This window comes from Velocimicrobium porci, assembly GCF_009696045.1.
In the GTDB taxonomy this organism is placed as follows: domain Bacteria; phylum Bacillota; class Clostridia; order Lachnospirales; family Lachnospiraceae; genus Velocimicrobium; species Velocimicrobium porci.
Window position 1 is genome coordinate 86238 of sequence record NZ_VUMT01000004.1, and the last position, 22890, is coordinate 109127.

21 protein-coding genes are annotated in these 22890 nt (G+C 35.4%); 3 read left to right on the forward strand and 18 right to left on the reverse strand.

Annotated features, from left to right (window positions below):
- Positions 1-3: 3 nt before the first annotated feature.
- The 10 genes from FYJ58_RS04105 to FYJ58_RS04150 all read right to left on the reverse strand — a co-directional run bounded on the left by FYJ58_RS04105 (position 4) and on the right by FYJ58_RS04150 (position 5525).
- Positions 4-744 carry a lytic transglycosylase domain-containing protein gene (locus FYJ58_RS04105; protein ID WP_154517633.1) on the reverse strand — a complete coding sequence of 247 codons (741 nt, stop codon included), beginning with the start codon at positions 742-744 and terminating at the stop codon, positions 4-6.
- Positions 745-758: 14 nt separating this feature from the next.
- The gene (locus FYJ58_RS04110; protein WP_154517636.1) at positions 759-1133 is read right to left on the reverse strand and encodes a DUF1987 domain-containing protein; all 375 of its coding nucleotides are present in this window, start codon (positions 1131-1133) and stop codon (positions 759-761) included.
- A complete protein-coding gene (locus FYJ58_RS04115; RefSeq protein ID WP_154517639.1) occupies positions 1120-1662 on the reverse strand; it encodes a DUF6272 family protein in 543 nt (180 codons plus the stop codon). The genes FYJ58_RS04110 and FYJ58_RS04115 overlap by 14 nt, the downstream gene beginning before the upstream one ends.
- Before the next feature lie 63 nt (positions 1663-1725).
- A complete protein-coding gene (lepB, locus tag FYJ58_RS04120; protein ID WP_154517642.1) occupies positions 1726-2346 on the reverse strand; it encodes a signal peptidase I in 621 nt (206 codons plus the stop codon).
- 29 nt (positions 2347-2375) lie between these two features.
- On the reverse strand, positions 2376-2969 hold the full coding sequence (lepB, locus tag FYJ58_RS04125; RefSeq protein ID WP_154517645.1) for a signal peptidase I: 594 nt from the start codon (positions 2967-2969) through the stop codon (positions 2376-2378).
- Between the two features lie 91 nt (positions 2970-3060).
- Positions 3061-3309 carry a DNA-directed RNA polymerase subunit omega gene (gene rpoZ, locus FYJ58_RS04130; RefSeq protein ID WP_154517648.1) on the reverse strand — a complete coding sequence of 83 codons (249 nt, stop codon included), beginning with the start codon at positions 3307-3309 and terminating at the stop codon, positions 3061-3063.
- A 4-nt stretch (positions 3310-3313) separates the two neighbouring features.
- Positions 3314-3943 (reverse strand): guanylate kinase, encoded by a 630-nt coding sequence (gene gmk / locus FYJ58_RS04135; RefSeq protein ID WP_154517651.1) that lies wholly within the window; start codon positions 3941-3943, stop codon positions 3314-3316.
- Positions 3933-4199 carry a DUF370 domain-containing protein gene (locus tag FYJ58_RS04140; protein ID WP_154517654.1) on the reverse strand — a complete coding sequence of 89 codons (267 nt, stop codon included), beginning with the start codon at positions 4197-4199 and terminating at the stop codon, positions 3933-3935. Before FYJ58_RS04140 ends, gmk begins: the two co-directional genes overlap by 11 nt.
- Before the next feature lie 12 nt (positions 4200-4211).
- Positions 4212-5090: a YicC/YloC family endoribonuclease gene (locus FYJ58_RS04145; RefSeq protein WP_154517657.1), complete on the reverse strand. Its 879-nt coding sequence runs from the start codon at positions 5088-5090 to the stop codon at positions 4212-4214.
- Between the two features lie 69 nt (positions 5091-5159).
- Positions 5160-5525, reverse strand: a complete 366-nt coding sequence (locus tag FYJ58_RS04150; RefSeq protein ID WP_154517660.1) for a response regulator — start codon at positions 5523-5525, stop codon at positions 5160-5162.
- Positions 5526-5847: 322 nt separating this feature from the next.
- On the opposite strand from FYJ58_RS04150, the gene FYJ58_RS04155 reads away from it, so the two are divergent.
- Positions 5848-7605 carry an Rqc2 family fibronectin-binding protein gene (locus FYJ58_RS04155; RefSeq protein WP_154517662.1) on the forward strand — a complete coding sequence of 586 codons (1758 nt, stop codon included), beginning with the start codon at positions 5848-5850 and terminating at the stop codon, positions 7603-7605.
- An 82-nt stretch (positions 7606-7687) separates the two neighbouring features.
- Positions 7688-8494: a histidinol-phosphatase HisJ family protein gene (locus FYJ58_RS04160; protein ID WP_154517664.1), complete on the forward strand. Its 807-nt coding sequence runs from the start codon at positions 7688-7690 to the stop codon at positions 8492-8494.
- A gap of 92 nt (positions 8495-8586) precedes the next feature.
- Here FYJ58_RS04160 and mnmA read toward each other — a convergent pair whose 3' ends face one another.
- The 4 genes from mnmA to FYJ58_RS04180 form a co-directional block, all read right to left on the reverse strand.
- Positions 8587-9678: a tRNA 2-thiouridine(34) synthase MnmA gene (gene mnmA / locus FYJ58_RS04165; protein ID WP_154517666.1), complete on the reverse strand. Its 1092-nt coding sequence runs from the start codon at positions 9676-9678 to the stop codon at positions 8587-8589.
- 72 nt (positions 9679-9750) lie between these two features.
- Positions 9751-10188 carry a Fe-S cluster assembly scaffold protein NifU gene (nifU, locus tag FYJ58_RS04170; protein ID WP_154517668.1) on the reverse strand — a complete coding sequence of 146 codons (438 nt, stop codon included), beginning with the start codon at positions 10186-10188 and terminating at the stop codon, positions 9751-9753.
- A 44-nt stretch (positions 10189-10232) separates the two neighbouring features.
- Positions 10233-11426 carry a cysteine desulfurase NifS gene (nifS, locus tag FYJ58_RS04175; protein WP_154517670.1) on the reverse strand — a complete coding sequence of 398 codons (1194 nt, stop codon included), beginning with the start codon at positions 11424-11426 and terminating at the stop codon, positions 10233-10235.
- 30 nt (positions 11427-11456) lie between these two features.
- On the reverse strand, positions 11457-11921 hold the full coding sequence (locus FYJ58_RS04180) for an RrF2 family transcriptional regulator (RefSeq protein WP_154517672.1): 465 nt from the start codon (positions 11919-11921) through the stop codon (positions 11457-11459).
- A gap of 208 nt (positions 11922-12129) precedes the next feature.
- Here FYJ58_RS04180 and FYJ58_RS04185 point away from each other — a divergent pair, with 208 nt between their 5' ends.
- A complete protein-coding gene (locus tag FYJ58_RS04185) occupies positions 12130-13650 on the forward strand; it encodes a putative polysaccharide biosynthesis protein (RefSeq protein ID WP_205839143.1) in 1521 nt (506 codons plus the stop codon).
- Positions 13651-13707: 57 nt separating this feature from the next.
- Here FYJ58_RS04185 and FYJ58_RS04190 read toward each other — a convergent pair whose 3' ends face one another.
- From FYJ58_RS04190 to FYJ58_RS04205, 4 genes are all read right to left on the reverse strand, one after another.
- On the reverse strand, positions 13708-15393 hold the full coding sequence (locus FYJ58_RS04190) for a methyl-accepting chemotaxis protein (protein WP_154517691.1): 1686 nt from the start codon (positions 15391-15393) through the stop codon (positions 13708-13710).
- A 202-nt stretch (positions 15394-15595) separates the two neighbouring features.
- Positions 15596-17443 (reverse strand): beta-N-acetylhexosaminidase, encoded by a 1848-nt coding sequence (locus tag FYJ58_RS04195; protein WP_154517694.1) that lies wholly within the window; start codon positions 17441-17443, stop codon positions 15596-15598.
- Complete coding sequence (locus FYJ58_RS04200) at positions 17391-19775, reverse strand: glycoside hydrolase family 3 N-terminal domain-containing protein (RefSeq protein ID WP_154517697.1); 2385 nt, start codon at positions 19773-19775, stop codon at positions 17391-17393. Before FYJ58_RS04200 ends, FYJ58_RS04195 begins: the two co-directional genes overlap by 53 nt.
- A 1-nt stretch (position 19776) precedes the next feature.
- Positions 19777-22878, reverse strand: coding sequence for an alpha-mannosidase (locus tag FYJ58_RS04205; RefSeq protein ID WP_154517700.1), 3102 nt, complete (start codon positions 22876-22878; stop codon positions 19777-19779).
- Positions 22879-22890: the final 12 nt, after the last annotated feature.

Sequence of the window (22890 nt, forward strand, 5' to 3'; positions counted from 1 at the left end):
AACCTATATAAAACTCTCTTCTTCTTCCTGCGATGAAAAAAGCTGTTCCATTAAACGCCAGTATGCTTCTGACATTTTCATACGTTCATATGCCCCTTCTACGTCTACTGCATTATTGGCAGATGCTAAATTAATTGCATTTGCCGTAGTATCGACAATATTATTACTCAAAGAAGAATCTGCAACTGTATTTTTCGAACTTTGGGTAACAGTTTTTGATGCCACTTGTGGTGCATCAATATAATCATTCATATAATTCATTACTTTTTTTACATAATTTTGAGTTTCTTTAAAAGGAGGAATTCCACCATATTTTTTTACATTACCGCTTCCTGCATTATAAGCTGCCAGCGTAAGGGATACATCTCCATTATATAATTTTAATTTTTGTGCCAGATATTTTGCTCCGCCCATAATATTTTGCTCCGGATCATACGCATCTGTTACTCCAAGTTCCTTTGCAGTTGCAGGCATAAGCTGCATAATCCCAATAGCTCCGGCACTTGAAACTTCATTTGGCTGAAAATCAGATTCTGCCTTGGCAACCGCCTTTAGTAAATTCACCGGCACATTATAAGTTGCTGAGGCTTTCTCAAATATTGCATCTAAATCCACCTTATTATTTGCTGAAGCAACCTTTGCGTTATCTAACACTTGTTTAAAATTGCTATCCGATTTTGTTGTTTTACGAACTAATGTCGTCATACCCGCTGACTCTTTTGCTGAATGAATCTGAGTAACCATGTAACTCTCCTTTCCTATTCCAATCTAATATGAAACTCTATGTTATCACAAATTGATTGAAACTCTTCTCCATATTCAACCATAATCTCATTATCTTCACTGCATGTCCAATTTACAATTACTTTATTAGTTTTTCCAGCTTCATTTAAAGCCTGAAATAATTGAATAAACACCTTCGATGTACTACTATTAAAGTATATCATGTTACAGTCAAAAGTAAAGATTTCAAAATCTGTTTTTAAAAATTGAAATAACCATTTTGCAACCTCTCCGTAACACTTAATCACATTTTCCGGAAATGATTCTCCTGAAAGCTTCATATACTTTTTTTCTTCATCTACCAGTATATACGGGGTAGATGATGTACTTATTTTTTCATATCGATACACAATTTGAACCTCCAACTATTACCTTTAGTATAATAACGCTAATCTGCTCTGAAAAAGAATGCCATTCATATTGAATTTTACTGTCTGCTCTGCTCAAAATTTCTAATAAGCCGATTCCTGCATTCTGTTCCAAATATAATCCTGTTTTTTGCATACAAGACCATTTTAGCTGATTAATCATTTTTTTCTCCATTATATTTAATCGGTCCAGTTCTTTTAAAAATTTAGTTAAGCTAGTATTTTGGATGTAATTTCCAGACACAATATGATACTGATTTTCCCATTTAGCGATTGATATTTCTCCTTCTGGAAATACATTCGCACCAGCATAGCCATGAAGTATAATATTTTGCACCAGCTCTACAAATACCGAGTTAATACGCCGTTGTATCTGTTGTTCTACTTTGTTCTGCCCTAAAATACTCCTCATTTCCTTTACCATTTTTTCCAGTCTGCTTTGTTGTATCTCCCCACTGTACTGATATAAAGGTTCATATTCAGCCAAATACTCTTCCCCAAGCAACTCCATTATCACACCACCTCTTATGTATACGCTCGAAATTCTTTTTCGTATTCCACTTTTGTATTAACTTTAATCAAATGTTCCAAAATCTTTCAATGGCCAAATTCTAATAATTGCTTTTCCTTCTAACAAATCACGATGAACAGGTCCAACCTCTTCATAACGGCTGTCAAAACTTACTTTTCTGTTGTCACCCATTAAAAAGAATTCATCATCACCAAGCTTCAATGGTTCACTCGCGATTCCCTGATAAGTTATTGGATCTTTTCCATAATGTTCCTCAATTTTTTTACCGTTAATATAAATATCATTTCCTTTTATCTGGATTGTTTCTCCCGGAAGTCCAATCACTCTTTTAACATAATATTCTCCTGCTGCTCTTCCATAAGGATAAAATACTACAACATCAAATCTTTTTGGATCAACAAAATGATAACTTACTTTTTCCACTAATAAATTATCATCACTAAATAATGTATTTTCCATCGACGAACCGCTTACAATTGTACGCTGTATTACATAACGTGGTATTATAAATATGCAAACAACAACGATAATTGCATAAATCAATAATTCACGAAGAACAGAAACTATTTTTTTCTTTTTTTGTTCTTTTGATTCTTGTTGATTACAATCCGTTTCGTTCTCTGCACTCGGTTTTTCCTGTTCAAACTCTATTTCTTCCTGCATGCTCTAATCTCCTTACAAAACAATTCTCACTATTCTGAAACTTTTGTTTCTATCTGATGGGTTAATTTCCCCACTTCAGATAGCGGCCAGATTCTTATAAATACACGTCCAACAATCGCATCCGCCTCTACATTTCCAACCTTTGGCGAACGGCTGTCCTGACTATTATTACGGTTATCCCCTAAAACAAAATATTCTCCCTCTTTTAGTCGGATTGTTTCCGATGCCAGCCCTGATTCCAAAATTGTTCCGTTCCCATAATTTTCTTTTATTTTTTTTCCATTAATATAAATGTAACCATTTTCTATCTTCACAGTTTCACCCGGAAGACCGATAATACGCTTTATATAATATAAATTCCGCTCCGCTTCCTGCGGGCGAAATACGATGATATCAAATCGTTTCGGTTTATCAAAATGATAAGACAATTTTTCTAAAATGAGCCTGTCACCATCTGATAAAGTCTGCTCCATTGAGCTTCCACTTACTTCTACCTGTTGCCCTACATAGTGATAAAGAAAAGTAACAACTATTATAACTCCTGCTAAATATAGCACCATTTCAAAAATATCTTTTTTTAAGCTATTGTTCTTTCCACTTTCTTTTTGCTCCGTTTCCTGCATAAATCTCCCCGGTAAAATATCAAAAATGCTGCAATATCTCCCTACATTCCAAAAGCAGAAAAGGATTACTAAATTGCAGCACAATGATATATTAATTTTCTTTTATTTCTTCATCATCATTTACAATTTTGACTTTGGATTTATATAACTCGTCAATTGCAATTGATAATGGTTTTGGGCATGTTGGATTTGCTAAAGGCTCACTTCCGCCGATAATTTGCCTTGCTCTTTTTGAAGTTGCCAAAACAATCGAATATCTCGAATTAACTACCTTTTCTTCGCCTGGTTCTACTTCACTGTTTACAACTTCCATTAAATCTGTATATGATGGATGTAACATACTTTTATTCTCCTTCCTTAAAAGCTTCTAACTCATGTTTCATTTCCGCAATAAATGCGTTCTGATTTGTTGTTTTATAATGTTCATTGGTAATCACCTGATGAATACAATCCACACAATCTTTAAGGCAATCATTTACAATAATAAAATCATAATCCTTCATAAAATCCGCTTCCTCTGAAGCTCTCTTCAGACGCTTATTAATAACGTCCATTGTTTCCGTTCCTCTTGAAATCAGACGCTTCCGCAACTCATCTGCATCTGGAGGTGTTATAAATAAAAGAAGGGAATCTGGAAATAAGTTTCTTACATGTAATGCTCCTTCAATCTCAATTTCCAAAATAACATCTTTTCCCTGTTCCAATTGCTCTTCAACATAAGCTCTTGGTGTTCCATAATAATTGCCGACATATTCTGTCCATTCAATCAGTTGACCACCCTCTATCATACACTCAAATTCCTCTCTTGTCAAAAAGAAATATTCTCTTCCGTGTACTTCGCCCTCTCTTGGCTTTCTCGTTGTTGCAGAAATAGACAGACTATAATCGTGCTCCTTTACAAGCTCTTTTACTAAAGTGCCTTTCCCCGCTCCTGAAAATCCAGAAATAATCGTTAATACGCCTTTACGACTCATGTTCTTCCCCTTTTATCCAATCCATATTTGCCCTTCCTGCAATCGTTTCCGGTAACAGTGCAGAAAGCATCAGCTGTCCGCTCTCCATTACAATAACACCCTTTGTCTTGCGACCACAGGTTGCATCAATTGCCATTCCATTATCCTTTCCTGCCTGAACAAGACGTTTCACAGGTGCAGCATCCGGGCTTATAATTCCAATTATTTTATCAACATTTACAATATTACCAAATCCAATATTTATAAATCGACTCATGGCGACTCCTAATTATTCAATATTTTGAATCTGCTCTCTTACCTTTTCAATTTCAGTTTTCAAATCAATTGCCTTATTCGAAACTTCGATATCATTAGCCTTAGACAAAATAGTATTCGCTTCTCGATTCATTTCCTGTGCAATAAAATCAAGCTTACGACCAATACTATCCTTCGCCTCCAGTGTACTACGCATATTTTTTATGTGACTTCTTAAACGTACCGTTTCTTCATCTACACAGATTTTATCGGCAAAAATAATAATCTCTGTTGCCAATACACTTTCATCCAATTTTGCATCACCAAGCAGTTCTTGCACTTTCTCGGTCAATTTTTCACGATATTCCTTTACAATCTCTGGAGAACGCATTTCAATAAATTCAACCAAAGTCAGCATCTCATCCAACTTTGCAAATAAATCTTCTTTTAAGTGCACTCCCTCTGCAATTCTTGTTTCAACGAGCTTTTCCGCTGCTTCTCGAATCGCCTGTTCTAATGTCGACCATAACTCTTTTTCATCAACCGTCTGTTCCTCTAGTGTAAAGACATCCGGATATCTGGACAATTGCGATACTTTAACTTCATTTTCTAAACCAAAGTCATTTGCAAGCTGATTCAGACACTCCATATACTCCTTTGCAATATCATGATTATACTTAACACAAGCTTTGTTCTCTGTATAATCCTCATAGGAAATAAAAACATCAACCTTACCTCTGCCTATGTACTCCTTTAGCAGGTTACGGATTGCAGCCTCAAAAAAATTCAACTTTTTAGGTATTTTAATTGAAATGTCACAATATCTATGATTTACTGCCTTTAACTCTACAATAATTTTACGCTCTACTGTAGTTATCTCGCTTCTACCGAAGCCCGTCATACTTTTTAGCATTTGATTCTACACTCTTTTCTTTGTTTGAAATTAAATCTTTGTACATTATATATAAATCTATTTTCAAAGTCAACGTTGTTTATCAAAAATATCTCGAATACACGATTTTAATTCTTCCGGATCAAATGGTTTTGGCAAAAATGCAACAGCTCCTAAAGCACGACAATTTTCTTCTAATGGTTTCGTTGAAATAGAAGTGAGCATAACAACCGGAATGTCAAAATCTTTTCTCGCGTTCATTTTTTCCAAAGTTTCTAACCCGTCCAATCCCATCATATAAAAATCCAATAAAATCAAATCCGGTTTCTGCTTATCCAAAAATGCCAATGCCTCTTCACCAGAAGTCACTACAAATACTTTGTATTCATCACGAAGCGTTTCCCTCACAAGTGTCAAAGTAGAAACACTATCGTCTACAGATAAAATCTTTCTCATCTTCTGTTGTCCTCCAATCCTTAGTTACGTCCGCATTATCAGTCAAATTTTACCAATCTTTACTTCTGTTTTATCACAAAACCCCTCTTATCTCATTTTCACATTATATTATAGCTTATCAAATTTTTTCCTGTTTGTAAAGTTACTGACCGCATTAAAACTAAGGACTTTTGAGCATATATTTGCCATATATACTACGAATATGTTATAATTCTGTATTACTATGATGTTGGGGCAAAAGATATTTTGCCCCTGATACCTACGGATGACTACGCACTTTGTGGTATCTTACTATAATTAAAGAAAGAAAATAGGTGATAACATGGCTTTAGATGGAATCGTTATATCAAATCTTGTTTGTGAACTACAAGAAACATTAATAGGAGGCCGTATCAATAAAATTGCCCAGCCTGAAAAAGACGAGCTTCTTTTAACAATAAAAAACAACAGGGAACAGCACAGATTATTAATTTCTGCAGGTGCAAGTCTTCCGCTTATTTATCTAACAAAGGAAAACAAACCAAGCCCGCTTACAGCGCCAAACTTCTGCATGCTTCTAAGAAAACATTTAAATAGTGCAAAAATACTTGATATTTCCCAACCGGAAATGGAACGTATCATTGAATTTAAAATCGAACATTTAAATGAACTGGGTGACATCTGCATTAAATATTTAATTGTAGAATTAATGGGAAAACACAGTAACATTATTTTCTGTGACAATAAAAAAGTAATTATAGACAGCATCAAACATATTTCCGGGCTTGTAAGCTCCGTCCGGGAAGTCCTCCCAGGTAGAAATTATTTTATTGCCAAAACCCAGGAAAAAGAAAATCCATTGACAATAACTTATGAACGTTTTAAAGATTTTGTCCTAACCAAACCAACTACACTGTCAAAAGCAATCTACACATCCTTAACCGGAATCAGTCCGCTAATTGCCAATGAAATCTGTGTCCGTGCTTCATTAGATTCCGGCAATAGCACGAGTACAGTAAATGAAATAGAAGGGCTTCATTTATATAAAACATTAACACGTTTTATGGAAGATATATCCGAATGTAATTTTGATCCTATTATTATATATGATAAAAGGAACAAAGAACCAATTGAATTTTCCAGCACATTATTAACCTGCTATCAGGATTTTCAGGTTGAACACCACGATAGCATCTCCGAAGTACTTGAGTCCTATTACTCGTTGAAAAACATCGTTACACGAATCCGTCAAAAATCATCGGATTTAAGACGAATTGTATCCACTGCAACGGAACGGACACGAAAAAAATATGATTTACAATGTAAACAATTAAAAGATACAGAAAAAAGGGAAAAATACAAAATTTATGGCGAATTACTTACTACTTACGGATACCAGGCAGAACCAGGAGCAAAATCTTTAACCTGTGAAAACTATTATACCAATCAGGAAATTAGAATTCCTTTAGACGATACTATTTCTGCAATGGAAAATGCGAAAAAATATTTTGACCGTTATGGCAAATTAAAGCGTACCTTTGAAGCATTATCGGTTCAGATTAAAGAAACAAAAGAAGAAATCGAACACCTAGAATCTATCAGTGCTGCATTAGACATTGCTTTGGAAGAAGATGACCTGATTGAGGTAAAAAAAGAATTGATTCAATATGGTTATATCAAAAAACATGGAGTTAATGGAAAAAAAGAAAAAAAACATAAAAATACAAGCAAACCATTTCATTATATTTCTTCTGACGGATTTCATATGTATGTTGGGAAAAACAATTATCAAAATGAAGAATTAACATTTAAATTTGCAAACGGAAATGATTGGTGGTTCCACGCAAAGGGAATGGCCGGTTCACATGTCGTTGTAAAAATGGAAGGAGCAAAAGAACTTCCTGATCGAACTTTTGAGGAGGCCGGAATGCTGGCCGGCTTTTATTCGAAAGGCAGAAATATGGATAAAGTAGAGATTGATTATGTGGAACGGAAACATGTAAAAAAACCAAATAACGGAAAACCCGGTTTTGTGATTTATCATACGAATTATTCTTTAACAATTAAACCAGATATTTCCGGATTAGTTGAAATATCTTAGATGATGGGGTCAACTGACACCTACGGATGACTGCACTTTGTTCTCCCGTCATACTTATTATTTTACAGAAAGTGGTGAATATATGATACTTACAGATATGCATGTACATTCTTCATTTTCTTCTGACTCAGATGCGAAAATAGAAGATTTAGTGAAGGAAGCATTGAAAAGAAACTTTTCTTATTTTTATTTAACGGATCATATGGATTACGGATTTCCAATTACGGACGGATTAGATTTTATATTGGACGTAGAAAATTATGATAAAACGTTTGAATTGCTCTATACACAATTTGGAGAGAAAATAAAAATCCGAAAAGGTATCGAGGTTGGAATAAAACCAGATATCACTGATAAATTGGAAAAACTGTTAAAGGAACATTTTTTTGATTTTGTAGTAGGTTCGACTCATTTAGTAAATGACACAGACCCTTATCAGCCAATCTATTGGGAAGGACGAACAGAAAAGGCAGGAATTCAAGATTATTTCGAGATGGTATTGGAAAATTTCAAACAATTTAATAATTTTGATACATGCGCTCACCTAGACTATGTAGTCCGGTATTCTCCATCGAAAGGAAAAGGCTACAGTTATCAGGCACATGGTGATATAATAGATGAAATTTTACGCTACTTAATCCAAAATGGAAAGGCACTGGAGCTTAATACCGGAGGTCTAAAATATGGACTTCCCCACCCAAATCCTCACACAGATATATTAAAACGCTATCGTGAATTAGGCGGAGAATTATTAACAATCGGTTCGGATGCTCATACACCACTCCACTATGCTTACGATTTCCCCAAAATAGAAAATCTGCTTAAAACCTTAGGCTACCGCTATTACAGCGTCTACGAAAAAAGGAAACCAATCCAGCTTCCTTTATAGGATTAAACTAATCTTCCACTCCCTGATTGTAAAAAAGAGCAAACAAAAGGAGGGCTGTGTTACCAAATTTTTAAGGTAATACAGCCCTCTTATTACTTAAAATTTTTTCCAAGTATAGTGCCTCCGCCAACGACTAAGTCCTCATCGTAAAACACAACTGCCTGTCCAGGTGTAATTGCCCTTTGCGGTTCATCAAATACACACTCTAATAAATCTTCACCAATCATCCGTATTGTAGCCATTGCTCCCTGGTGATTATAGCGAATCTTTGCTGACACTCTCATATCGTTTGTCAGTTCTGGTATTGTCATAAAGTTTACACGATTTGCATACAGCTTTTCGTAAAATACTTCTTCGTTATCACCAATTACTACTTCATTTGTTTCCGGACGAATTTCTACGACAAATACCGGACGTCCCAGAGAAAGATTTAGTCCCTTTCTCTGACCGATTGTATAATACGGAATTCCTTTATGTTTTCCAACAACTTCACCTTTTGTTGTAACAAAGTTCCCCGGTTTTATTTCCGTATCGCTATTTTCCCGAATATATTTTCCATAATCGTTATCAGGTATAAAACAAATTTCCTGACTATCTGGTTTATTCGCTACTTGTAATCCGATTTCTTCTGCAATTGCACGGATTTCATCTTTTGTATAATCTCCAACCGGCATAACGGTATGGGATAACTGCTCCTGTGTTAAGTTATAAAGTGCATAAGTCTGGTCTTTGGAGGCAGTTGCCGATTTTCGAAGTGTATACCTTCCATTTGACAGCTTTTCAACTCTCGCATAATGTCCGGTAGCAATGTAATCTGCTCCAATCTCTAAAGAACGTTTTAACAAGGACTCCCATTTCACATAGCGGTTGCAGGCAATACATGGATTTGGTGTACGTCCTTTTAGATATTCTTCTAAAAAATAGTCCATGACATTTTCTTTAAAATCTTTTTTAAAATTCATGACATAATAAGGAATTTCTAGTTGATTTGCTACCCGTCTTGCATCATCTACCGCACTAAGACCACAACAGCCTCCATTCTCTTCCTGACTGAATGTATCTTCATCCTGCCAAATCTGCATTGTAACTCCTACCACGTCATATCCTTTCTGTTTTAACAGATAGGCAGCTACAGAGGAATCGACTCCTCCTGACATTCCTATCACAACTTTTTTCTTTTCCATGAAAGTTCTCCTAGTTCTCTACTTTCTATTTCCACTTCTAGTTTCCTTGTTTATGATCTATTTAAAGTTTACTTAATAATTCTCTTCTTCTTCGCCCTCATGTATATCTGACTTTGGTTTCTTCAAGCCTTCGATTTTAATACCATTTTTCTCAGCATAATCCCAAAGAGCAGCATGAATTGCTTCTTCTGCTAAAAGAGAACAATGTACTTTTACTGGTGGAAGTCCGTCTAATGCTTCCATTACTGCTTTATTTGTTACTTTCAATGCTTCCTCAATTGTTTTTCCTTTTACAAGTTCTGTTGCCATGCTGCTTGTTGCTACTGCTGCACCACATCCAAATGTCTTAAACTTACAATCCTTTATAATTCCATTCTCGTCTATGTCAAGATAAATCCGCATAATATCTCCACATTTTGCATTTCCTACCGTACCAATTCCACTGGCATTCTCAATCTCACCCACATTTCTTGGGTTGGTAAAATGATCCATTACTTTTTCGCTGTACATCGTTTCTTCCTCCTGTTTTTATCTTTTCTATGTTAAGTCCTTTTTTATTCCTGTTCAATATGATTTTTCTTTACAAAATCTTCATACAACGGTGACATACTTCTTAATTTTGCAACAATTTCCTTTATTTTCTCTACTGTGTAATTGATTTCTTCTTCCGTTGTATCGTGGCTTAATGTAAGTCTTAAAGAGCCATGGGCAATTTCATGTGGTAAACCAATTGCAAGTAAAACATGAGATGGGTCTAATGAGCCTGATGTACAGGCTGAACCACTGGATGCACAAATATTTTGCATATCCAACATAATTAGCAGAGACTCTCCTTCTATAAACTGAAAACTAAAGTTTGCATTATTTGGAAGGCGATTTGTTCTATGACCATTTAATCTTACATACGGAATTTCTCTTAACACTCTGTCAATTAATAAATCTCTTAACTGAATTTCTTTTTGCCGGCGTTCTTCTAACGTATTTTTCGCAATCTCCGCAGCTTTTCCAAGCCCTACAATACCAGGGACATTTTCCGTACCGGCTCTTCTGTGACGTTCCTGTGCTCCACCATGAATAAAGGAACGAAGTTTTAATCCTGTACGAATATATAAAAATCCAATTCCTTTTGGACCATTTAATTTGTGACCACTTGCACTTAACATGTCAATATGGAACTCATCAACATTGATTGGCAGCTGACCATATGCCTGTACTGCATCGGTATGGAATATAATTCCATGTTCTTTCGCAATCTCTCCAATTTCTTTAATCGGTTGTATTGTACCGATTTCATTATTTGCAAACATAATTGAGATTGCTATTGTTGTCGGACGAATTGCCTTTTTCAATTCTTCCAACTTTACAACCCCATTTTCATCTACATCAAGATAAGTAACCTCGTAACCATTTTTCTCCAAATATTCGCAAGTATGAAGAATTGCGTGATGCTCAATTTTGGATGTAATAATATGATTTCCTTTTTCTTTATAAGCCTCAGCTGCTGCTTTCAATGCCCAGTTATCCGATTCCGAACCACCTGCAGTAAAATAGATCTCATTTGTTTTCGCTCCAAGTGAATTTGCTATTGTTTCTCTTGCTGTATCAACTGCTTTTTTACTCTCCCCCGCCAACTCATACACACTCGATGGATTACCAAATTTTTCTGTAAAATATGGGAGCATTGCCTCCACTACCTCTGGTCTTGTTGCAGTTGTCGCTGCATTATCAAGATAAATTTTCTTATTCATACCTTCATCTCCTAATTTTAATCTATTCCTTTAACAAAAGCTTTCTTTCTCTTTGTTCCTTTCTTTATCAGAACACATTGATTTACTCTCCTCCACCAACTCAGAAAGCATAAGTCCATCAACCGCACTATTTATACTATCACTTATACGTTTCCAAACGTATTTTGTGACACATATATCCGAAGCTCCACAGGTAGACTCTCCTCCCACAATCTCTGCACAGTCAACAGGATTTAAATCTCCCTCCAGACAGCGAAGAATTTCACCAACTGAGATTTCATTTGGCGATTTTGCAAGTACATAGCCTCCCTTTGCTCCACGCATACTTTTTACAATTCCTGCTTTTCTTAGTTTTGCAATTAACTGTTCTAAATAGCTTATTGATATGTTCTGTCTGGCAGCAATTGCACTGAGTGCAACCGCCTCTTCTTCACTATGAATTGCTAAGTCAAGAACAGCTCTAAGTCCATATCTTCCTTTCGTTGATAACTTCATAGTAACTCCTCCAAAATGGATTAATTCCCAGCAATTTAATTCCTAGTATTTTAATTCCAACTATTTTACTTGGATTTATTGACGAGATTATGTTACCACCTTTTTTTTGTCATGTCAATCCTTTTTTCTACTATCTTTTTCTATTTTTCTATACTGTTTTTGTATGTTTCTGAATACAATTGTAAAGATACTTTTCTGGAGTCTTTTTATGAAAAAAAAGAATACACTTTTAACCGGAACTTTAATACTTACTTTTGCCGGACTAATTACCCGTATTATGGGATTTTTTTATAAAATATTTTTATCCAATACACTTACAGCCGAACATCTTGGACTTTATCAACTTGTATTTCCAGTTTATGGAATATGTTTTACCCTTTATGGTTCTGGAATTCAAACGGCTATCTCACAATTAGTCGCTAACTGTTCTGCCGATTTGAAAGCGTCGGCAAAGCAAAAACGTGTTTTAAAGACAGGTTTGCTTTTATCTGTGTCCATCGCTCTTTCCTTGTCTGTTTTACTATTTTGGATGGGAGATGTTATTGCAGAAAAATTTCTTATGGAACGAAGATGTGCATCCTCTTTGCGAGTATTAGCATTTGTTTTTCCCTTCTGCGGAATGACCGCCTGTATCAATGGATACTATTACGGACTGAAAAAAACCGGTGTTCCTGCAACAACACAGCTTTTAGAACAGATTGTCCGTATTGCCAGTGTCTATATCCTTTCTGTTATGCTTGGAAATGGCAATCAAAAGGTTACTTGTGAACTGGCTGTACTCGGAATTGTTTTAGGTGAAATTGCATCTGATATTTTTAGTATTTTTGCTCTCTTATTGGACCGTAAAAGAAAAACAAAGCAAAAAGCAATTCATTTTCATCCGATTAAGCGACTTCTTTCCCTTACTCTTCCCTTAACCGGCAATCGACTTGTTGTAAGTTTATTACATAGTTATGAGGCAGTCTTAATTCCTTATATGCTTCAAATATACGGAATGTCCTCTAAAAAAGCACTCAGTGTATATGGCATTTTAACCGGTATGTCCATGCCGTTTATTATGTTTCCTTCTACCATTACAAACTCTGTTGCTGTATTACTTTTGCCGGCAGTGTCAGAAGCACAAGCCTCTAATAATATGACACAGATAAAGAAAACTTCTGAAGTGTCTATGAAATACAGCCTTCTAATTGGGCTTTATGCATCCTGTATTTTTCTATTATTCGGAGATACTTTAGGCACTGTATTTTTCCATAATCCGACTTCAGGCAATTATATGACTATTTTATCCTGGCTCTGTCCTTTTCTTTATCTTTCTACAATGCTTGGAAGTATTATTAATGGGCTGGGGGAGGCTCATATGACATTATTTAATACCGTAATCAGCCTTGGTGTCCGTATTTTTTTCCTCTGCTGGCTCGTTCCAAAGCAGGGATTAAAAGGCTACATGATAGGGCTTTTAGTAAGCCAGCTAATTATTACTATACTAGACTTTTATACGATTCGAAAACACGTACCAATTACAATTGACTCCATCAACTGGATTTTAAAACCATCGCTTATTTTACTCTGTTTAGGCTTTTTAAGCTTAAAATTATATGAATATTTTAAAGCACTTATCCCTATTCCTTCGGGCTTATTTTTAATTTTATTATGTATCGCTTTAGGTACTATCTATCTTTGTTTTCTTTTACTTACAAACGTGATAACAACAAATGATCTACAAGCATAAGAAAAAAGCTTATTCAAAATACTGTCTAAAGTACTTGAATAAGCTTAAATTAAAAAATTAGTTATTTTTTACGTTAAATCCACTAATAAGACTATTTAATGTTTCCGCCTGACTTGCCATTTCCTGACTTGAAGCTGCACATTCTTCTGAATTTTTAGAAGCAGTTTGAACAATATCATTAATATGTTCAACCCCCTGATTAATTTGAGAGATTGACTCCGCCTGTTCTTCCGAGGCAACCGCAATCCTATTTACTTTTTCTGTTATCTCTTGTGAGCCCTCTACTGCCCGTTCTAACTGGTTCGCTGTCTCTTCAGCAATTACCATTCCTCTCTCTACAGCAGAAACGGAAGACTCGATTAATGTAGCAGAATTTTTTGCAGCTTCTGCACTTTGTGCTGCCAGTACAGAAACCTGATCCGCTACAACCGCAAACCCCTTTCCTGCCTCTCCTGCTCTTGCAGCTTCAATTGAAGCATTTAATGCTAATAAATTGGTCTGTGAAGCAATATCATTTATTGTTGCAATAATATTACTGATTTGATTGGATGATTGACTAATTTCATCCATTGATTTCATCATTTCCTGCATTTTTCCATTGCTATTTACAATTTCAACGCCTACTGCTTCAACTTCTTTACTAATGAGATTTGCGTTATCTGCATTTTGCCGAATCCGTTCAGAAACCGCTTCGATTGTAGCAGTAAGCTCTTCTGTTACACCAACCTGCTCTGCTGCTCCATTCGCCAGTTCCGCAGAGCTTATCGAAACTTGCTCTGACGCGTTTGATACCTGACCTGCTACCTCTTGAATATTATTTACAGTTTCCGCCATTTTCTTTTCAAAGTTTTTAAATGATTCTAAAATACCTACAAAATCACCCTTCCACTCTACATTTGGCTCTACTGTAAAATTACCTTTCGAAAACTTCTTCATTTCCTGATCAATATCTTTAATATATGAATTCAACGTTTTAATTGAACTTCTAAGGCTATGTGCAACTTTTCCAATTTCATCTTCTGAATGATACGTAAGATTGTCCTGGAGATTTCCTTTCGATAATTCAATTGCTGCATTTTCAATCTCATTTAATGGATTAACAATTCCACTTATAATTTTTCTACTTACTATAGTTGCCATAACTAAAGCAACTATAAGTATTATAACAATAATTGTAATATTTAAAATAACCGTATAGTGATTCCGTGCAATTGCATGTTGTTTTAATTCATCCGTCGCTTTATCAATATCTTTTGCAATTGTAACTGCACTATCCAATGCCGGTGCACATTGTTCTAAAATTAATTTTTTGGCGTTTTCTTTATTTCCGCTCTGAATTTCATCTATAATTTTATTGCCAATCTCAATCCATTCCATAATCGCATTTGTATACTCTTGATATAAAGCGTCTTCTAATACATTTGCATTTTTAAGATCTTCTAAATTTTTTTTCAGAGTTTCTTCATTTTCCTGAATTTTCTTAATATATTTATCATAAGAAGTAACATCATCACTTAATGCCATCTCACGAATACTTCTTGCTGCCACATTGACTTCAATACGACATAATTTTACTGCCGTATCTGCCTTCTGTGCTCCATTAAGATATGAATTCATTTCTCCATTAACAAGATTCATTCCAATAATTTCCAAAACACTAATAAATAGCAACAAACCAATAATTAGACTAAATCCATACTTTAGCTTTTCATTAATCTTCATTTTTTCCATTTTTTTCAACATGGCAGTTCCCTTCTTTCGTATTTTTCTATTTCCTGTATTCTTTCATTGTTTTACTCATATATTATATTTCTATGTGATATTTGTCAATTGCTTTTTTCTTATCCAAGTTTTCTTGTTTTAAATTTCATTTTTAAAAGACAAAATCAAAAAAACTGCTTTTTCTGAACTCAAAAAGCAGTTTTTTCATATCAACTCGAATAACTTATTTTCTTAAATAATCAGCATACCAGTTAATGACAGCTTGAATCCGGTATAGTTCCGATTCTTTGCTAACCAGACGCCATAATTGTTTATAATGATAAAACCAATTTTCGAGTATTACAGCCAATTCCTTTTCTTTTACTTCAATACTAGAATTTATCCCATATTCTCTTTTTCCGATTATCGCCCCAATCTGATTAAATAGAATCATTCCTTCGGCTGCAACAATATAAGGCTTTACTCCTTTTCTGGTTTCTATGTTCATAAATGATATACTTTCGTATAACTCATTTACCAATTGTTCTAATTCTATATTATTTTCTGCAACATTAGACAAATTGGAAACTTCTTTAAAATAAAGTTCCTTTTCCTCTTCGGATGCCCCCTGTATTGATAATTCCATGTATCTTACAGCTCCTTCCCATTCAAACGAACGGTACTTCTCTGATTTTGCAATCAACGAAACAAAGCTCTCCGTTGAATCGCCAAATTCCAAATACGATATTTGACGATTTATCATTTCTTTTGAAGGAATATCCGTATTCCAAGAAAATGCTGCACCATAAATCAATCCGGTTATACTAAACTGTGGCTGATTTATATGACCAAAATCACCCCAATCCGTATTTAATACCCCTAGCGAATTATATTTTTCTGCATAAGTACACATCCTCTTAATATTTTCATAAGAAGAATCAATTAAATTTATAAATTGATTCCATCCACCAACTCCGGGACAAGAATATTGTGTTGCTCCTACTTCATGAAGTTTTTTGGACTCTAGTTCTCTTTGGTTTGGTGCATATCCCCAGTTAAGGCAAATGGTTTCCTTTGGCAATTCTTTTATTGCTTCTGGAAATCCACAAATAATATCCCCCCAAAACATTGGTCTTTTCCCTTTCTCTACCAAGAATTCACATAACTCCTTAACATAGTTAAGATACATTCTATCTCTTCCAATCTGTCCTGCCAAAACCTTGCTTTTGCCCTTTCCCAAATCAAAAGTTTCATCCGCACAAATATTAAATTGCGAAGAAGAAAATAGTGGAAGAAATTCCTCTATCATTTTCTTTATAAATTCTAAGCTATTTTCATTAGATACATCAATTGTATGATGCTGCATTCTTGCCAAAAAAGAAAATGGTTCTTTTTCTGGTTCCTCTAATTCACATAAATGAGAATAAGACTTTGTACTTAAAATTTTATATAAATGACCAAAACAGGAAATAGAGGGAACTAATTCAATCCCGATTCTGCTGCAATATCGGTCAAGCTCCATAATCTCTTCTGCTGTCAGCGGCGTATCATCCCGCCATACCTCACTAAAATCCTCAAATAGAAAGCTATGCTCAATATATAATTGAAGCTGATTCATTTTATAAAAAGCCAGTTTATCCGCCAGCCACTTTAGGTAAGACAGCTTGGGAACTCTTCCCCTTGTCACATCATGATAAAATCCACGATTTAAAATTGCAGGTTCATCGAAAATTGTAAGATAAGGAATAGAGGTACCATTCTGTCTTACTATTTGCCGAAGCGTCTGGACACCATAAAGCACACCTGTATCACTTCCAGCTGCTATTTCAATTCCCTCTGTGTTAACCTTGAGCATATACTCTTGTTCCTTATACTCTTTACAAATCGAAAAATAAATTCCATTCTGTTTTTTCTTTCCTCTCTTTATCATAAGGGAAAAACCTAACGACTGTTCAATTTCCTGCTTCAATATTTTTGCATATTCATCAAGTGATGAACCACAATTACTATCAATCATGATATGGTCCTGATACCGAATTCTATAGACTCCTTCTATTTTCGTTATTTTCTTCGGCTGTGGTATCAAATACATTTAAATCACCCTTCCATATTCTCTCTCCGGATTCCGAGAGAGAAAGTTCTATTATTCCGGTTTCCATTATAAATTTCATTGATTCATTCCAAATTGAAAGCTCTTCCCAAGACAAATGAAAGGTCACCTTTTTCCTTCCTTTGTTCGGTATCCACACCTTATCAAACGCTTTCAGCTCTTTTATCCTTGGAATAACAGAAGATTCTTTATGCCGTATAAATAACATCGGTACTGCAAATGCTCCTCTTTCTCCAATATTTTTTATGCAAAATGTAAGAGTAACTCCCTCTTTTTTTATCTCGTCAATCGAAATATTCCGTTTATTCCACTCAATTCCATCCATTTTAAATGTAGTATAACTTAATCCAAATCCAAACGAATAAAGTGGTTTATGTTTTAAGTCATAGTAATTCATACTTTGATAAGAAGCTTTCGAATTATAATATACAGGCAATTGTCCTGCATGACGTGGAATTGATACAGGCAATCGACCTGATGGGCTAATCTTTCCAAACAAAATCTCCGCCATTGCTTTTCCCCCCTTAATACCCGGATAAAAGGCATAAAATACGCCATTTGGTAATTCTATCTCTTGCTCTATTGCATAAGGACGCCCTCCAATAACCAAAAGAATCACATTTTTATTTTCTGCACAAACTTCCTTTATCAACTCACGCTGAGCATCTGGCAATTGAAGTATTGCTGTGTCAACGCCTTCTCCGCAATCCATCGAACTATTTTCTTTCGTAATTGCAGCTCCATTTAAATCAAATTTTAAACTGTTATCAGAACAAAATCTACTCGAAGAACCACCAGCAACAAGTAACACAATATCACTCGATTTAGCAATTTTTTTTGCCTTTGATAACAGTGATTCTTCTCTTTCCAACAAATGGCATCCTTTGGCATGCTGAACCTTCAAATGATTTCCATGCTCTTTATTGTATTGTTTTATCCCATCCAATATCGTCACAGCATCATTTTCTTCAATCGGCGGTGTATAATCTCCAAGCTGACAATAAATATCATCGGCATTTGGTCCTATTACAGCAATCGAATTTAAACCGGTATAATCAAGCGGAAGTATTTTGTTTTCTTCTAAAATCGTATAATTTTTACTTCGTTTTTTTTCATTTTTTAAAAGTATGATTGATTCTCTTGCTAGCTGTAATGATTCTGTATATTCGTTATAATGATAATTCTGCCATTTTTCAGTAATCTCTCTATATGGATGCTCAAACAAGCCACGTTCAAATTTCATCGTTAGTACCGCCAAAACCGCCTTATTAATTTCTTCAATTGTAATAAGCCCCCGCTCTAATGCTTCGTCAAGTCTTCCAAATGCTTCATCCCATAGTCCCACCTGGATACCTGACCTCAATGCCTTTGCACCTGATTTCACTGTGTCATTCGTCATGGCATTAAGCTGGTCAATTGCAACTCCATCTGACATAACAATTCCATCAAACCCCATTTCTTCCCGCAAGACTTTCTGAAGTAACCATCGGTTTGCATGACATGGGATTCCATCAATTTCATTATACGCTGCCATAACGCCTTTTACTTTTGCCTCACAGCAGGCTCTCATTGGCGGTAAATGAATTTCTCTAAGTTCTCGTTCTCCGATTCTTGCCGCACTGGCATTAATTCCTCCGGTTCCCTCACCTTGAGCCGCAAAATGCTTCGCTACAACATAAACTCCCTGTGATTGGATTCCTTTTACTGCTGCCTTAGCAAATTCGGACACTAAAAATGGATCTTCTCCGTAACATTCTTCACTTCGTCCCCATCTTGGATCTCTTAGCACATCCAGCATAGAAACAAGTGCAAAATCTACCCCCATTTCTCTCATCTGCTTTCCGCAAACAGAATATGCCTTTTCTACAAGCCTGCAATCAAAGGTAGCACCCATTGCTAAGTTAACCGGCAACAAATATCCTCCGATTGCCTGATGTCCATGTGGACATTCCGTGCTAATGAACGCTGGAATACCCAGTCTTGAATGTTCTATTACATAGTTCTGTACCATATTATAAGCTTTTAGTGCAAAATTCCCTACAAGTCCATTTTCATTTGTCCTTCCCGACCATGGGTCTGCCCGGTAAAGACCATACAAAGTACCTAATCCACTATATTTTTCTACTTCGTCTTTAAATTCTTCTGTCAAGACCAATTGTTCCTCTTTGATTCCTGATACATTCCTTCGCTCATAAACAGAAAATCCATACAGTCTTTGATTTAACTGACCTATCTTTTCATTTAATGTCATTTTGGACAGAAGGCTTTCCGCCCGTAATTTAGGGGAAAGCCTTTCATTCTTATAATCTTCCATATTATTTTACCACTATTTTATATGTTTTTACTTCATATGGTTTTATCGTTATATTGAATCCATCTCCATCCATTGGAACTGCTTCCATTTCTTCCTCGATTAGGTTACATTCAATAATGTTCGCTACATGCTCCATTCCTAATTTTATATGAGCATCTGTTAAACTGTTTTCATATTCATACATACGAACGATAATTCCACTTCCGTCTTCTGCCTCTTTTACTGTTTCTATCATAACATTTTGTTGATCCACTGATAGTAGTGACATCGCCTCATAAGGATTTCCACCATTTACTACATATGCCGGATAGTTTAACTTATATGCCTCTTTTACTGTTCCTCCCTGGCGCCATCCTTCCGCATGAGGATATAATGCATAAGTAAAGAAATGCTCTTCCTGATCTGTTGTAGGATTTGGTTCAATTCCTGATTTAATCAGTGTAAGTGCCATATTTCCGTCTTTTACGGAATGACCATATTTACAATCATTTAACAGGCTGACTCCATAATGTCCTTCCGACAAATCCATCCATTTCTGACCACAGCTTTCAAAGCGTGCCATATCCCAGCTTGTATTTGTATGTACTTTTCTAGTCAGGTTACCGAATTGTATATCAAAAGTAGCTTCATCGGTATGAATGTTAACAGGGAAATGTACCTTTAATAAGTGCTGATGTTCTTTCCAGTCAACATACGTGTTAAATTCAATTCGTCTGTTTTTTGCATAAAAATATATTTTTTGCTTTATAACAGAATTACTGATTGTACGGTCGATCTCCAATGTAGCACGAACTGCTCCAAGCTCTGTCCATTCCATACGGGTTACGTTTTCTACATCCCAGAATTTTTCTGAATAATAAATATCAATATCCCAGTTATCATAATAAATTGGCTTATCTTCATACATACGGAATAGATTTGCTCTTTCTCCATTTTGTAAAACTTCTCGTTTATTTTCTTTATCATAAATCGAAGTAAACATTCCCTGAGCATCCAGTTCAATATGATAGAATGGAGTATCCAGCATATTTCCATTCTGTTTAAATGGAAGCTCATCACCTGCATCGTTCTGATTTTCTATCTCAAATACTTTGCTTCCTTTAGATGGAAGTCCATTTAAGTATACAATTGTTCCTTCTTTTGTCTGTTGTGCCGGATAAACGGTTCCGTTCTCATCCTTTAAAGCTTTGATTTCAACTTCACCAAGATTTACTACATCATTTCGCTCAAAGCCCAGTGTATTGTAAATCGTTATACCCTCACCATCTGAAGTAAGTGTGTGAAGACATTCTTCTATCATAGCCGTTCCTTTTTCTTTTAATTCTTTATATTCTTCTTTTGTCACTTCATATACTTCTTTAATTGAAGATCCTGGAAGAATATCATGGAATTGATTAATCAAAATTGTTTTCCACATGTTATAAAGCTCTTTTGCCGGATAAACCTTTTGCTTTTGCATAGCCAATATGGATAACAATTCCAAGTCCATCATCATAATTTCACTTTTACGATTGGAACGCTTATTTCTTGCCATAGAAGTATACGTTCCTCTATGATATTCAAAATAAAATTCTCCCTCCCAAACCGGAAGTCTTTTATTATCTTTTACTCTTTCATTCAATTCATCAAAATAAGTTCTTGCAAATGCCTGTCTTACCTTTGGTATTCCCTTAATTCCTTTTTCCATGCGGATTGAATTTTCTAACATTTCTCTTGTCGGACCACCGCCACCATCTCCATAACCATAGGAAATCAAAATATCATTGTTAATCTCTTTGTTCTGATAGCGTTTCCAACCACCCATGATTGCATCCGGATGTAACATACCGTTATAGGTTGTGAAGAAGTCATTTGTATCCTGTCCTACTCCCAATGTTGTAATCAAATGGGTAAGTATTTCCGTGCCATCAATTCCTCTCCATCTAAGTGTATCATATGGCATTTTATTAAACTGGTTCCATGCAAGCTTTGTTGTCATAAAATAATCAATTCCACATTTTTTCATAATCTGTGGTAACGCTCCCGAATAGCCAAATACATCCGGCAGCCACAAAATACGGTTATCAACCCCAAATTCTTCTTTAAAGAACCGTTTTCCATGAATGAACTGACGGACAAGTGATTCCCCGGAAGTTAAATTGCAATCAGCTTCTACCCACATACCACCTTCCGGTTCCCAGCGTCCTTCTTTTACTTTTTGCTTCACCTGTTCATAAAGCTCTGGATATCTTTCCTTCAAAAAGTAATAAAGCTGAGGCTGACTGGACATAAATTTATAGTTTGGATATTCATCCATCAATTTTAATACGGTTGCAAAGCTCCGTCCTACTTTTTCCCTTGTCTGGGCAACCGTCCACCACCATGCTACGTCGATATGTGTATGACCAATACAAGTGGCAATTACATCATCATAACCTGCCATATCTTCATACAATGCTTTTTTTATGTATTCTCTTGCTTCTTTTACAGAATTGTAAAACTCTTTCGAATATGGAGTTCTCAAATCAAGGTAATTAATACAATTATTTAATACTGTTTCGATATCTCTTCTTACTTTATCGTCTTTTTCCATTCGATCAAATGCACTAAGCGGAACATATAAGTCGTAATACAATCCTTCAATCTCAGGATCAATTTCCAGCATTTCTACAATTAGGTTAAACTCTGAATGTAAAATTCCGGTATAAGCCTGAAGGTCAAGTTGGTAGGTCGTTCCTTCTTTTGCTTCTCTTGTTAATAAAACTCTTCTATGATTCATATCAATTCCCTGGGTCGGAACATCATCTACAAAAAGAAGAAATTGTGGATTTTTCGCATCATCCCATTCATCAATCTGTGTTTTTACATTCATCCATAACGCTTTCCCTGCAAACTCTTTTGGTACAGTAAATCTTGTTCGAAACCAGTCGTGCTGGTCTTTTCCATACCAGTGCATTGTTCTGCTGTCAAATGTTTCCCAATCACCTTCTGCCTGTTCTGCATCAGAAGGATAAATAAAATTCCCATGTTTTTTCTCTAATTCTTTTATTTCAATCCTTTGAACAACAGAAAGTTTCTTTAATTCATCACATATTCCTTTAATTCTCTTGTCAATTAACTCCATTCCAAAGTCCTC